Below are 13,019 nucleotides of genomic sequence, written 5' to 3'. Positions count from 1 at the left end.
TTGGTCGGCCTTGGTGCTCCATCTTCACGCCTGGTTCCGCCCCATTCCGAATGGTCCGTGGGCACGCGGTGGGCAGTGATCCACTCGTCCAATCACATCTTGGAATCACAAACCAGCCGTCCGCTCGATGGCCCCATTGAGCACAACTGGAACTTTGGATCCAATCTTGGCAGATCGGGATCCGGGCAGTACGCTCGGTCGTGCCCCACTAACGAGAGGACGACGATGTCTGGAAACAGGGCGGTGGCCTACAAGGGTCCGGGTGAGGTCGAGGTCATCGACACCGACTACCCCGAGTTCGAGTTGAAGGACGGGCCAGGGGTGAACCCGGCGAACGTGGGCAGGAAGGTGCCCCACGGCGCTATCCTGCGAACGGTCGCGACCAACATCTGCGGCTCGGATCAGCACATGGTCCGCGGCCGCACGACCGCACCGGCGGGGCTCGTGCTCGGCCACGAGATCACCGGCGAGGTCGTCGAAGTCGGTCCCGACGTCGAGTTCATCAAGGTCGGCGACATCGTGTCCGTCCCGTTCAACATCGCCTGCGGCCGCTGCCGCAACTGCAAGGAAGGCAAGACCGGGATCTGCCTCAACGTCAACCCCGACCGCCCCGGCTCCGCGTACGGCTACGTCGACATGGGCGGCTGGGTGGGCGGGCAGGCCGAGTACGTCCTCGTCCCCTACGCCGACTGGAACCTCCTGGTCTTCCCCGACCGCGACCAGGCGCTCGAGAAGATCCTCGACCTCACGATGCTCTCCGACATCTTCCCCACCGGCTTCCACGGCGCCGTGACCGCCGGCGTCCGGCCGGGTTCGACGGTCTACATCGCCGGCGCCGGACCGGTCGGGCTGGCTGCCGCCGTCGGGGCGCAGCTGCTGGGGGCTGCCGTCGTCATCGTGGGCGACCTCAACGCCGACCGCCTGGCCCGTGCCCGCTCGTTCGGCTGCGAGACCGTCGACGTCTCCCAGGGCGACCCCAAGGATCAGATCGAGCAGATCCTGGGCGTCCCCGAGGTCGACAGCGGCGTCGACGCCGTCGGCTTCGAGGCGAGAGGACACGGATCGGATGCCTCGCACGAGGCGCCCGCGACGGTGCTCAACTCGCTCATGGACCTCACTGCGGCCGGCGGCGCGCTCGGCATCCCCGGACTCTACGTCACCGGCGACCCCGGCGGCATCGACGAAGCCGCGAAGGTCGGCTCGCTGTCGCTGCGCCTCGGCCTCGGCTGGGCCAAGTCGCTGTCGTTCACCACCGGCCAGTGCCCGGTCATGAAGTACAACCGCCAGCTCATGATGGCGATCCTGCACGACAAGGTGCACATCGCCGACGCCGTCGGCGCGACTCCCATCGGCCTCGAAGACGCCCCGCAGGGCTACGCCGACTTCGACCAGGGCGCGGCGAAGAAGTACGTGCTCGACCCCAACGGCTACATCCAGACCGCTTGACCGCGCCTCGGCCCGAGGCATCCGTCCCGCTATGAAAGGAACTCCCCATGTCCGTGACCCTCGCAGACGCCCGCCGCGTGATCGAAGCCGCTGAGAAGCGCGCCGACGAGATCGGCCAGCCTATGAACATCGCCGTCGTCGATGCGGGCGGCAACCTCGTCGCGCACGTGCGCCAGGACGGCGCCTGGATCGGCAGCATCGAGATCTCGATGAGCAAGGCCTGGACGTCGAAGGCGTTCGACATCTCGACGAAGGACCTCGGCGACAACTCGCAGCCGACGCAGCAGTTCTTCGGCATCCACACCACGAACGCGCACGGCCGCGGCGTCGCGATCTTCGCCGGCGGCGTGCCGCTCAGCCGCGACGGCAAGGTCGTCGGTGCGGTGGGCGTCAGCGGCGGCTCAGGCGAGCAAGACCAGACCGTCGCCGAGGCCGGCACCACCGCTTTCTGACACACGACGGGCGATGGCGGGGCACCCTGGTGCCCCGCCATCGCCGTGTCAGCGGGAGCGGCGCCCTCGGATCGCCTTCACAGCCATCTGCGTCGCGATGAAGACGAGGAAGACAGCGAAGAGCACGTTGCCGACGAACGGGTCGACGATCGTCGCGAGCCACGCACCGAGCGCGGTGGTCGTGCACGCGGCGACACCGACGCAGGCGGCCGTGACCAGATCGACGTTGCCGCGACGCAGATTGCCGACCGTGCCTGAGATCGCGGCCGGGATCATCATGAGGAGCGAGGTTCCCTTGGCGACGAGATCTCCGGCGCCGAAGAGCATCATCAGCACGGGCACCACGATGATCCCCCCGCCGACGCCGATGAGGCCGGAGACCGTGCCGGTGATCACGCCGAGGAGGACCAGCGCGACGACACTCCACCAGGTCAGATCGAGCGGGGCGTCGCGCGACGGGATCACGAGGAAGAGCGACACGATCACTGCGAGGAGGAATCCCACGAACGCCCATCGCAGAACCGTCTGCGAGACCTTCGGGAGGAGCCAGGTGCCGATCTGGGCACCGCCGACTGCCCCCGCCGCGAGCAGGAGCGCAGGAATCCAGGCGACAGCGTCATTGAGACCGTACGAGATCACGCCCACGGTCGCGGTGGGGATGATCGCCGCCAGGGACGTCCCCGCCGCAAGGCGCTGGCCGAAGCCGAGGAGCAGCACGAGGAGAGGCACGACGACGGTGCCGCCTCCGACGCCGAACAGGCCCGAGAGCAGGCCGGCGAGCAGGCCGATTCCGATACACACGGCGATGCGGCGGGGAGTCCTCCGCGTGGCGCTGCGGGCCTGGGACATGTGCGCTCCGATCGCAGGTGGATCCAGTTCTACTAATATAGGATACAAAGCGCGATCAGGCGAAGGAGACTCACGGTGCCGGACGTCGCAATCGTGGGCCTGGGCCCCGCCGGCATCGTCGCCGCGCGGACGCTCGTCGCCGCGGGGCTGTCCGTCGTCGCGTTCCAGCCCCGCTGCCCGGAGGGTGCCCGCGCCCCGCTGGCGTCGCCACCCCCTACCCTGCGACCTCACGCCGGGGTCCGGGCGCGGCTGCAGCCCTCGGCTCAGGCGGCTATGGACGCGGTGGGCGGATCCAAGCTGCTGGCGGCGCCGCAGGCGTATCGCCTCGACGACTGGTCCCTGCGCCCCCGCAGCAGAACCCTTCGTCGCTACGGGACCCTTCCCCGCGGGGCCGACCTCGTCGACTGGCCGATCCATCCCGAGGACCTCGCCCCGTGGTACGACCTCGTCGAGCGGGCGACGGGTGTCAAGACGGAGTCCCCCACGCCCTGGACGCAGCGCATGACGCGCGGCGCACAGTCACTGGGGTGGGAGCCGTTCGCAGCTCCGTCTGCGGGATCCGCCGATCTCACGCCGCTCCTGCCCGACGAGAGCATGGAGATCATCCGGGGGACCGTCACCGTCGTGCTCCGAGGCTCGAGCGGAGACGTGTCGGGCGTCGAGTATGTGGACGACGACGGCGTGACCGGCACGATCGTGTGCCCGGCCGTCGTCGTCGCGGCATCGGTCGTGCCGAGCGTGCGGCTGCTGCTGCTGTCCGATCTGACCGCCGACGGGCAGGTCGGCCGCTGGTTCCTCTCGCACAACGCGTTCGTCGTGCACGGAGACTTCCCCGGCGTCGATCTCCGGCGCCGCGACGCCGGGCCGGCGAGCGCGGTCGCGGTCTCCGAGTTCGAGGCCGACCGCTTCGACCATTCCGGGCTCGGGTTCCTCGGTGGCTCGCTGCTGCAGGCGGCCATGACGGGGCCGTGGTCTGATGCCCGCATCGAGGCCGCGGCCGCGGGTCTGTCGCCGTCGACGACGGGCGCGACGGATGCCGCGACCTGGGTCCGCCGCCACCACCGGTCGGTCGGCACTGTCTGGGCGCAGCCCGATCAGCTCCCCCGGCCCGGCAACATGATCGACCTCGACCCGGTGCACCGCGATCCGGCGGGCCGTCCGGTCGCGCGCCTCACCTTCTCGCTCGCGGAGGATGACCTGCGGCGTTGGGAGTTCCTGTCGGAGCGGGCCTCGGAGTGGCTGCGGGCGGGCGGGGCACGCACCACCTGGCAGCCGCCGCTGGAGGCGCAGCCGCTCGGAACCCATCTGTACGGCGGCGCGCGCATGGGCGAGGATCCCCGATCGTCGGTCGTCGACTCATACGGCCGCTTCCACGGTGTGCCGGGTCTGGTCGTCCTCGGATCCTCGACCTTTCCGTCGACGGGCGGACGCGGACCCGTGGAGACGATCGAGGCGCTCGCGTGGCGCGCCGCGACCCGCCTCGCCGAGAGCCTCTGACCGCACAGGGTCAGCGCGCGTCGATGACCTCGCGCCAGGGCCCCCACTCGGGATCATGCGCGGGCCAAACCTCGACAGCGTCCTGGGCGTCGAGGTCCGCCAGACGCCCGATGGCCGCCTCGGCGCGCCGGTCGTCTTCGGGGAGCGCCGTCGAACCCGTCGGGAGCCGCCTCTCGAGGTTGGCGCGGAGGTCTGCGGCGTCACCCGCGAGCACCACGGTGTGTCCGGGCACCTCGATCGCGAACGACTGGTGCCCGGGGGTGTGGCCCGCCGTGTCGATCGCCGTCAGCCCGGGGGCGAGCTCGGCGTCGCCGTCGAGGAGCGCGATGGTGAGGTCGGGATGGTCGAAGTCCTCCCGGAAGAGGAACGCCGCGCGCTCCGACGGCACCGCGCACACGTGCTCCCATTCGCGCCGCTGCATCAACAGCGGCTGCCAACGCTTCAGCAGGCGCGCGGCGCCGGTGTGGTCGAAATGCGCGTGCGAGATCGCGGCGGCGGCGAGATCGCCCCAGCCGAGACCGGCCTGCGCGACCTGGTCGGCCAGCGGATCTCCGGGCGGCACGATCGGAAGATAGTTCTCGTAGTCGAAGCTCGCCGCCCGACGTGCGGGGTCGCGCACGCGCGACGGGTCGAAGCCGCCGTCGAGGAGCACCCAGCCACGGTCGAACACCACCGCCGCCGCCGTGACCGGCTCCATCAGGTGCCGGAACGCACTGCCGCCGCGGATCGAGACGGCCTCGCAGATCGGCTCGAAGCCGAGCACGAGCGGCACGACGGACCGCGGCCGTCCGCCGACGGCGAGGGGCGCGACCAGCTCCCACTCCGCGATCACGGTCATGACGACGCGGCCTGGTACGCCCGCCATCCCCCGAGTGCGGTGATGTCGGCAGCGCCCTCCAGCGCGACGGCTTCGCAGAGGAATCCGGAGACGGTGCGCCCGTCCTCCAGCCGCACCGGCCCGATGCCCATCGGATGCGGCAGTGCCGCCACGAATCGCGCGAAGCCGGTGGCCGGCAGACGCCAGACCTCGCCGGCGATCGGCGCCCCGCCGGCCGACGAGCGCACCAGCCCGGGCTTGGGCGGCGTCGTGTCCAGCGCGAACAGCCGATAGTCCGCTGCCGTCCGCACGTCGGCGATGAAAGTGCCGCCCGCCTCGACCAGCTGGGCGTTCAGCGGCTGTCCGCGCAGGTGCGCGCCGACGACCAGGAGGTCGACGTCGGCCGAGCCGATGCGCTCGGCGAGCTGGGCGAGCGTGCGGTCGGCGAAGGGTGCGCCGGTCAGCATCACGCCGAACGGCAGACCACCGACGAGACCGGCCGGCACGGCCAGCGCACTCCGGTCGAGCAGGTTCGCGAAGTTCGTGTACCGGCCCATCCGGGAGTTCGCGACCAGCGGGTCGGCCGCGACGTCGGCGATCGTCGGATGCCCCGTGGTCGTGGGGGTGAGCAGCGCCACGGCGTCGCCCAGCCGCCGGAGTCCCTCGAGGCCCAGCCGCTCGAGCCGCTCCCGGTCCCGGAAGTAGTCAGCCGCGCGGGCATCGGCTCCCGACAGGACGATGCCGGCGACGGTGGAATCGAGGTCTGCGCCGATCTGATCGCGGTGGGCGTCGATGAAGTCGCCGACCGCCGCGGTGCGCTCGGCGACGAACGCGCCGCCGTACAGCAGCCCCGCCGCCTCGAGCAGCGGTGCGATGTCGACCTCGACGATGACGGCACCGGATTCCGCGAGCCTGCGGACCACATCGGCGAAGGCCTCCACCCAGCCGGGGGCGAGATCCTCGAGGTGCTCGGCGGTGGGAACCGCGACGACAGGCGAGGCGTCCAGCGGGGGCGCGGGGCGGTCGGTGCGGCAGAGGGGGTCGACGCCGTCGGGGCCCGCCATGAACTCGGCGGCGCGACGAGCGGTGGGCAGATCCCGCGCGAACACCGTGACGCAGTCCAGGGTGCGGCACGCCGGCACGACGCCCGTCGTCGGGACGAGCCCGATGGTCGGCTTCACCCCGACGATGCCGTTGAGAGCGGCAGGAACCCGCCCGGAGCCGGCCGTGTCGGTGCCCAGCGCGAGGTCGACGATGCCGAGAGCGACGGCCACGGCGGACCCGGAGCTCGAGCCTCCCGAGATGCGCTCCGGCGCCCACGCGTTGCGCACCGCGCCGAACGGGCTCCGCGTGCCCACGAGCCCGGTCGCGAACTGGTCGAGGTTCGTCTTGCCGAGCACGACCGCGCCGGCCGCGCGCAGCCGCGCGACCGCCGGGGAATCCTGCGACGGCGCGTACGCGAACGTGCGGCTGCCCGCTGTCGTCTCGAACCCGGCGGCGTCGATGTTGTCCTTGACTGCGACGACGAGCCCGGCCAGAGGCAGCCGCTCTCCCGCGGCGACGCGCGCATCGACCGCGGCCGCGTCGGCTGCGGCATCCGTCTCGTCCCGCAGGGAGATCCAGATCTCGGGGCGGTCGACCTCGATCAGCCGGGCGTACGCGGCGCGGACCCGCGCGATGGCGCTCATGCCTGGCCCCGCGTCACGATCATGCGCAGCGGCGTGCACGAGAAGTCGTTGCACGGGTTGTTCATCTGCGGGCAGTTCGAGACCACGACGAGCAGATCGCGCTCGGCGCGGAATGCGACACGCTTGCCGGGTGCGGACATCCCGTCGACGATGCCCAGCGCACCGTCCGGTTCGACCGGGACGTTCATGAACCAGTTGAGATTCGAGACCAGGTCGCGGCGCCCGAGACCGTGGCGGGCCGCCTCGGCGAGGAAGTTCTCGCGGCAGCCGTGCTGGTACGCGGTGTGGTGGCCGTAGCGCAGCGTGTTCGACTCCTTGCTGCAGGCACCGCCGATCGTGTCCTGCCGGTCGAGCTCGTTCGCGACCACGGTCGCGAGCGCGTCTCCCCGATTGCTGCGCAGCACGGTGCCCGTGCGCACGTACGCGTTGCCCTGCCAGGCGATCGTGTCGGCGGCGCTGTAGCGCGCCTCGGTGTCGTGAGCGTCGTACAGCAGGCAGTCTGCGGACTGGTTGCCGCCGACATCGACGATGGTGAGGACGTGGCCGGCGCGCACGAGCGCCGACCAGGCGGCGCGGGGCTCGACGCGTTCGTCGAGGACGACCTCGCCCGGCACCGCCGCCTCCGCCCAGTCGAGGGCGACGCCGGGGCGGTGCTGCGGTCGGGATGGGACGGTGGTGGTGAGATCCATGTCTGCTCCTCAGAGTCCGGCGAGCTCGGCGTAGGCGATGGTGTTGCGATAGGCGCGCTCGCGTTCGGGCGTCGCGGCGAATCCGTCGTCGGCGGGCGATGTGGGTCGATCCCGCCACGCGTGGACGCGCAGCGGGCCGACGATGTAGTCCGGTCGCGGATCGCGCGCGTGGGGCACGTTCGCGATGAGGACGATCAGCGGCAGCTCGGCGAGCAGCTCGACATGGGTGCCGCCACCGGCCGATCCGACCCACGTCAGTCCCCCATCGCCTTCCACCCGCACTCCCTGGAAGAACGTGACGGCCGGTGGGATGTCGCGCGGCTCGAGTCCGTGCTTCGCGCCGGCCAGCGCCAGCAGATCGCTGCCGGCGGGAGCGGGCCCCTCGGGTCGGGCATCGCCGTACTTCGCGAGGTTCCACGCGGGCGTCGTCGTCCCGCAGAACGCGTCGTGGTGCTGCGAGGTGTCGTGCGCGAGCGTCGCGAGCACCCGGCCGTCGCCCGACAGCAACGGGTGCCCGGCGGCGAGATACGCCTGCCACGGGATCTTGACCGTGTCGGCGGCGTTGAGCCGCTCCCCCGGCTCGACAGCGTTGAGAAGGACGGTGTGCGCGCAGGCGTCGCCGGTCGGGTCGTCGAGCCGGATCCGGGTGCCCCGCGCCACGCGGAGGTGGGTGTAGCCGCCGGGTGCGACTGTCTCCGCCCAGGCGAGCCGTTCGGCCTCGACACCGTCGGGCACCCAGGGAGAGGTGGATGCCGGGAGGTACGGCATCCATTCCGCGCTCGCCGCGCGCGAACGGGCGTCGGAGCGTGCGAGCGACACGCTCGACAGCGCGGGTGCAGCTTCGGGAGCCATGGCGGTGCTTCCTTTCGGTTCGGCGGGTGATCGGCTCGGGTACGGGTCAGAGCCCCGGCACGACGCGGTCCAGGAGCCGGCGTGGCTCGTCGACGAGCATGGCGTCCAGCCGGTCGGCCGCGATCCCCCGCTCGGCGAGCTCCGGCACGATGCGGGCCAGCAGGTAGGAGTACCCGTAGCCGCCGTACGCGGCGAGTTGCGCCTTGGTCCAGGTGGAGAGCCCGAGCACGTGGCGCGCCTGGGGGTGATCGCCGGCGAACCGGCCGAAGAACGAGAGACGCTCCCGATCGGACGGGTTGTCGACTCTGCCCGGGTGAACCGCCTCGGTCCCGAAGCACATCTCCAGCACCGCGCCCGCGTCGGCGAGCTCGGCCCAGTACCCGGCATCCATGTACTCGTCGGCGTTCGTGAAGATGATCCGGTCGGCCGGGAGTCCCTCGGCGGTCATGAGCTCGACGACCTCGACACCGCGTGCGGCCTCGGGATCCAGCCGAACCGACACGGACGCACCGGTGCGGGCGCCCGCGCGCGAGGCGGCGCGCAGCATCTCGCGCTCTCGCGGCGCGAACTGCGCCGTCGTGCCCATGATCCCCAGGAGCCCCGCCCGGAAGGAGGTTCCGGGGACCGCGACGGTCAGCGCCTCGAACAGATGGGATTCCAGCTGCTCCTCGTCCAGTTCGCCCACCCAGCCGGGGAGCGCGTACGGCACGTAGAACCCGTACGCGCTGATCACGGCGACCCCCGAGGCACGGGAGATCGCAGGCAGGCTCGCGTGGGTGGGGCCGAGACCGATGGACGAGCACTCCACGACCGCGCGCTGACCGAGGACGGCGGCCAGGCTCAGCTCGCGTGCGGCGAGGTCGTCGTCGTTCAGCCGGAGGTTGTCGGCCGACGAGAGCATGTTCCATCGCAGGTATCCGAGCGTCTCGAGACGGACGTCGTCGTGATCGGGCGCCGGAGTCGCGCCGTCGCGGCGAAGGCCCGAGGCGTCGACGCGCAGGTGGTCGTGCATGCACGTCGCTCCCAGCGCGTCGGCGGAGATGGGTCCGAGCACTGTCTCGATCATGAGAGACCTCCATTGAGGATCCATTGTGGAGAGTTTAGGATCCAATCATGACACACTCATACAACCCGTGGACGGTCGACGCCGCCGACCTCGAAGCCAAGCCCCTCGCACCGCCGTCCGCGGAGCCGTTGTCGGGACAGATCATGACGCGCTCGAAGGTGGAGTTCGCCAACGACGAGCGGACGATCATCTCGGGAACCTGGGAGAGCGACCCCGGCACGTCGCGATGGGAGTTCCTCACCCGGGCGGAGATCATCCATCTCCTCGAGGGCTCGATGACCGTCCAGCGCGACGGCGAGGACGCGGTCACCCTGTCCCCGGGCTCGGTCGCCTACTTCCCCCTCGGCTGGACCGGCGTGTGGACGGTCACCGAGCCGGTGCGGAAGTTCTACGTCGTCTACAAGTGACCTCGCGGGGCGCCGATGCGGTCGGCGCCCCTGCCGTCACCAGCGGCGCAGCCGCTTGGCCGGCAGCAGCTCGGCGGCGCGGATCCGCACGATCTCGTCACCCCGCGTGACCCACACGGCGCACTCCGGCCAGTAATCGGTCAGCAGCTCGGCGCAGACGCCGCACGGCTCGATCACGTGATCGCTGCCCTCGACGCGTCGGAGCACGCTCACGGCCGACACGACCTCGCCGCTGCCGGCCGCGCCGTGGGCGATGACGATCCCGGCCGCCACCCCCTCGGCACACACGCTGCTGCGGCGCGCCGAGCCGTCCACGTGCACTCCGAGATGAACGGCGCCATCGGCAGTCCTCATGGCGGCGACGACCTCGTGTCGGCCGTAGACGTAGACCCGGTCCAGCAGCGCGGTCGCCGCCGCGAGCAGCTCCGCATCGGCATCGGACATGCCATCCGGCCGCACGGCGGGCGGCCGGGGAGCGGACTGAGTCACCTCACGCCTCGATGCGCAGCAGTCGGGCGTAGTTGCCGCCCTCGACGAGCGCCCGGTCGGCGGCATCCGAGATCGCCTTCGAGATCTTGAGCCGCTCGATGTCGAAGTCGGAGCCCGGCCACTCCGTGCCCATCAGGATCTTCTCCGCGCCGAGCCGGGCGTAGGCGCGCTTCACATCGGCCATCAGCGTGGCCGACGTCTCCAGGTAGACGTTCGGCCGGCGCTCGGCGACGATGATCGCCTCGGGCACGTTCCACACCGCCCCCATGTGGGCGATGATCGTCGGCACGTCGGGGTGGTCCTTGGCGATCTCCTCGATGGCGAAGGGCGCGCAGAACGCGTCATCCAGCGCGTTGATGATGATCGCCATGCCGAGCTCGGCGCACAGCCGGAAGACCGGGTCGAGCAGGCCGTGGTCGGCCACGTGGTAGCCGTGCATGCTGGGGTGGAGCTTCAGCCCGCGGATACCGGCGGCACTCATGCGGCGGATCTCGTCGAGGGCGTCGTCGGCCTGCGGCATCACCTGGCCGAAGCCGATGAAGCGATCCGGGTACGCGTCCTGCAGGCCGATGATGAAGTCGTTCTCGATGCGCTGTGCGAGCGAGCACACCATCGCCATGTCGACGCCGGCGGCGTCCATGCGGGTGAGGATCCGGTCGGGATCGAAGGGCGTGTACGCGGGCGGCTCCTGACCCGGCCGTGCGCCGGTGAGGTAGTCGGAGCGCCCTCGCACGTCCTGGGTGGTGTTGTACGCGTCGATGATCATGCGTCGCCTTTCACAGCTCAGTACGTGGATCCACATTCCCATGTATAGGATACATTCTGGCAAGAGAAGAGGAACCATGACATCGTCCCCGGACATCGCGAGGACTGTTCCCTTCTGGCTGATGTTCGGCGCCTCGACTCTCGGCGGCATCACCAACTCGGCGACCACGCCCACCATCCCCGCCTACGTGGCAGAGGTCCTCGGCGGAGGCTCGGAGCTCTCGGGCCTGCTGATCTCGCTGTCCGCGCTGACGTCGATCGTCGCCATGCCCCTCGGCGGACTGCTCGCCGATCGACACGGCTACCGTGTGGTGGCGGTCTCGGGGATCCTCGTCTCGGCGGCCGGCCTGCTGCTCCTGGCGGCGATCCCGTCGCTGTGGGCCGCAGTGCTCAGCCGGCTGCTGTTCGGGCTCGGCAACGCGGCCGCCATGACCCTCACCCTCACCTGGCTGGTCGCGCTGGCGCCGTTCGCGCAACGCGGCAAGGCCCTCAGCATCTTCGGGCTGAGCGTGTGGCTCGGCCTCGCGCTCGGGCCCCAGGTCGCGACGACGGTGTCCTCCGCCGCGGGCCCCCGGGCGGTCTTCGCCGTCTGCGTCGTCATCGAGCTCGTCGTCTGCGTGCTCCTGGCCTTCCTTCCCCAGCCCGCTCGCGTCGCTGCGACCTCGCCCTCCTCCCTCCCTGTCGAGCCCCGCCGCGGGATCGCCGCACTCTGGGAGGTGTTTCGTGCCGTCTGGGTCCCCGGCGCCGCCGCGGCCGCCGCGTGGTGCGGCGAGGGCCTCATGCTGGGCTTCCTCATCGTGCACCTCGGCGCCGCGGGGCTGCCGGCCACCGGAGTCTTCGGAGCGGCATCCGTCTTCGCGGTCTTCGCGGTGAGCGTCATCGTCGCCCGGATCGTGCTCGCCCGGATGCCGGACCGCATCGGTCCCTTGCGCTCGGCGGCGATCTCCCTCGTGCTGCTGTGCTCCGGGCTCGGCGTGCTCGCATTCGCGGGCTCCTTCGCGGGAGCGGCGGCCGGAGCGGTGCTGATGGGCGTCGGGTTCTCCCCCCTGTACCCGTCGTTGACCATGCTCGCCGCTCGCGGCCTGCGCTCGCGCAATCGAGCGTTGGGACTGGGTCTGTTCGGCAGCTTCACCAGCGTCGGGTACGCGTCGGGAGCCCTCGTGGGCGGACTCATGCTGGCCGTGACGTCGTCGATGTGGGCCTTCCTGCTGGTGGCCGGCCTCCAGCTCGTCGCCCTGGCGATCGTCACGATCTTCACACCCGACCAGAACCCGCGACCGCGGATCGATCCCGGAGAGCACAGAGACCCCGCCGTATGAGGCGGGGTCTCTGTGCGCTGAGGCTATGCGGGGAGCGCCAGGAGGACCGTCGGCGCCGGCGCGGCCTCGCGCCCCTCGAACGGGACCGGCTGACACACGAGGTAGTAGTCGCCCGCCTCGACGTCGGCCAGGTTCGCGTTCTCGAGGATCACGGTCCCGGCGTTGCACAGGATGACGTGAGTCGGCCACTGCACCGTGTGGTCGGGGGCCTCCATGGTCATGTAGTCGATGGCGGCGAAGACGACGCCCCGATCGACGAGCCACTGCGCGCCGGACGGGCCGAGCCCCACCCACGTCTCGCTGCGTTCGTTGCGGGTGAGCGCGTCGGTTGAGTTGCGCGTCTTGAACAGCACGCGCGTCGCACCCTCGGCACCCGCCGCCTCGAGGTCCTTCGCGGTGATCTCCTTCTCGACAGCGCGAAGATCGAGCACCCGAGCCGGACCCACGGTGTGATCGAGCGGGATCTCGTCGACGGATGTGCCGCCCTTGACGAAGTGGCTCGGGGCATCGATGTGCGTGCCGGTATGCGCACCGATCAGCCAGCGGGACACCTCCGTCGGGTTGGACTCGGTGATCTCCTCGACCATCTCGAAGGTGGGACGGCGCCCCCAGTGGAGCATCTCGGGGTGGATGGGGATGTTCAGATCGATCGGCGCGGACACGTCGTTCCTCTCAGTTCGGGG

The 13,019-nt window shown here is 70.9% G+C and carries 14 protein-coding genes; 5 read left to right on the top strand and 9 right to left on the bottom strand.

What is annotated here, in order from left to right; all coding sequences use genetic code 11:
• The first annotated feature begins 225 nt into the window (after window positions 1-225).
• Window positions 226-1,446: a formaldehyde dehydrogenase, glutathione-independent gene (gene fdhA, locus ACEYYH_RS02450; protein WP_374976712.1), complete on the top strand. Its 1,221-nt coding sequence runs from the start codon at window positions 226-228 to the stop codon at window positions 1,444-1,446.
• 47 nt (window positions 1,447-1,493) lie between these two features.
• Entirely contained in the window at window positions 1,494-1,898 is a 405-nt protein-coding gene (locus ACEYYH_RS02445) for a heme-binding protein (RefSeq protein ID WP_374976711.1), read from the top strand.
• Window positions 1,899-1,946: 48 nt separating this feature from the next.
• Here ACEYYH_RS02445 and ACEYYH_RS02440 read toward each other — a convergent pair whose 3' ends face one another.
• Complete coding sequence (locus tag ACEYYH_RS02440) at window positions 1,947-2,747, bottom strand: sulfite exporter TauE/SafE family protein (protein ID WP_374976710.1); 801 nt, start codon at window positions 2,745-2,747, stop codon at window positions 1,947-1,949.
• A gap of 75 nt (window positions 2,748-2,822) precedes the next feature.
• On the opposite strand from ACEYYH_RS02440, the gene ACEYYH_RS02435 reads away from it, so the two are divergent.
• Window positions 2,823-4,244, top strand: coding sequence for a GMC oxidoreductase (locus tag ACEYYH_RS02435; protein ID WP_374976709.1), 1,422 nt, complete (start codon window positions 2,823-2,825; stop codon window positions 4,242-4,244).
• 10 nt (window positions 4,245-4,254) lie between these two features.
• Here ACEYYH_RS02435 and ACEYYH_RS02430 read toward each other — a convergent pair whose 3' ends face one another.
• From ACEYYH_RS02430 to ACEYYH_RS02410, 5 genes are read right to left on the bottom strand one after another with little or no spacing between them, the layout of a single operon-like run.
• Window positions 4,255-5,082: an N-acyl homoserine lactonase family protein gene (locus ACEYYH_RS02430; RefSeq protein ID WP_374976708.1), complete on the bottom strand. Its 828-nt coding sequence runs from the start codon at window positions 5,080-5,082 to the stop codon at window positions 4,255-4,257.
• On the bottom strand, window positions 5,079-6,749 hold the full coding sequence (locus ACEYYH_RS02425; RefSeq protein WP_374976707.1) for an allophanate hydrolase: 1,671 nt from the start codon (window positions 6,747-6,749) through the stop codon (window positions 5,079-5,081). The genes ACEYYH_RS02430 and ACEYYH_RS02425 overlap by 4 nt, the downstream gene beginning before the upstream one ends.
• A complete protein-coding gene (locus tag ACEYYH_RS02420) occupies window positions 6,746-7,438 on the bottom strand; it encodes an urea amidolyase associated protein UAAP2 (protein ID WP_374976706.1) in 693 nt (230 codons plus the stop codon). The genes ACEYYH_RS02425 and ACEYYH_RS02420 overlap by 4 nt, the downstream gene beginning before the upstream one ends.
• 9 nt (window positions 7,439-7,447) lie before the next feature.
• On the bottom strand, window positions 7,448-8,290 hold the full coding sequence (locus ACEYYH_RS02415) for an urea amidolyase associated protein UAAP1 (RefSeq protein WP_374976705.1): 843 nt from the start codon (window positions 8,288-8,290) through the stop codon (window positions 7,448-7,450).
• A 46-nt stretch (window positions 8,291-8,336) separates the two neighbouring features.
• Complete coding sequence (locus tag ACEYYH_RS02410; protein WP_374976704.1) at window positions 8,337-9,356, bottom strand: hypothetical protein; 1,020 nt, start codon at window positions 9,354-9,356, stop codon at window positions 8,337-8,339.
• A 47-nt stretch (window positions 9,357-9,403) separates the two neighbouring features.
• On the opposite strand from ACEYYH_RS02410, the gene ACEYYH_RS02405 reads away from it, so the two are divergent.
• Complete coding sequence (locus ACEYYH_RS02405) at window positions 9,404-9,763, top strand: cupin domain-containing protein (RefSeq protein ID WP_374976703.1); 360 nt, start codon at window positions 9,404-9,406, stop codon at window positions 9,761-9,763.
• Window positions 9,764-9,799: 36 nt separating this feature from the next.
• On the opposite strand, the gene ACEYYH_RS02400 is transcribed toward ACEYYH_RS02405, so the two are convergent.
• On the bottom strand, window positions 9,800-10,207 hold the full coding sequence (locus tag ACEYYH_RS02400; protein ID WP_374976702.1) for a hypothetical protein: 408 nt from the start codon (window positions 10,205-10,207) through the stop codon (window positions 9,800-9,802).
• A gap of 46 nt (window positions 10,208-10,253) precedes the next feature.
• A complete protein-coding gene (locus ACEYYH_RS02395; protein ID WP_374976701.1) occupies window positions 10,254-11,018 on the bottom strand; it encodes an amidohydrolase family protein in 765 nt (254 codons plus the stop codon).
• A 76-nt stretch (window positions 11,019-11,094) separates the two neighbouring features.
• Here ACEYYH_RS02395 and ACEYYH_RS02390 point away from each other — a divergent pair, with 76 nt between their 5' ends.
• Entirely contained in the window at window positions 11,095-12,336 is a 1,242-nt protein-coding gene (locus tag ACEYYH_RS02390) for an MFS transporter (protein WP_374976700.1), read from the top strand.
• A 23-nt stretch (window positions 12,337-12,359) separates the two neighbouring features.
• Here ACEYYH_RS02390 and ACEYYH_RS02385 read toward each other — a convergent pair whose 3' ends face one another.
• Window positions 12,360-12,998, bottom strand: coding sequence for a cyclase family protein (locus ACEYYH_RS02385; protein ID WP_374976699.1), 639 nt, complete (start codon window positions 12,996-12,998; stop codon window positions 12,360-12,362).
• Window positions 12,999-13,019: the final 21 nt, after the last annotated feature.

The organism is Microbacterium trichothecenolyticum (assembly GCF_041938625.1).
Lineage (GTDB): Bacteria > Actinomycetota > Actinomycetes > Actinomycetales > Microbacteriaceae > Microbacterium > Microbacterium trichothecenolyticum_D.
This window is presented reverse-complemented; position numbering and strand designations above follow the sequence as displayed.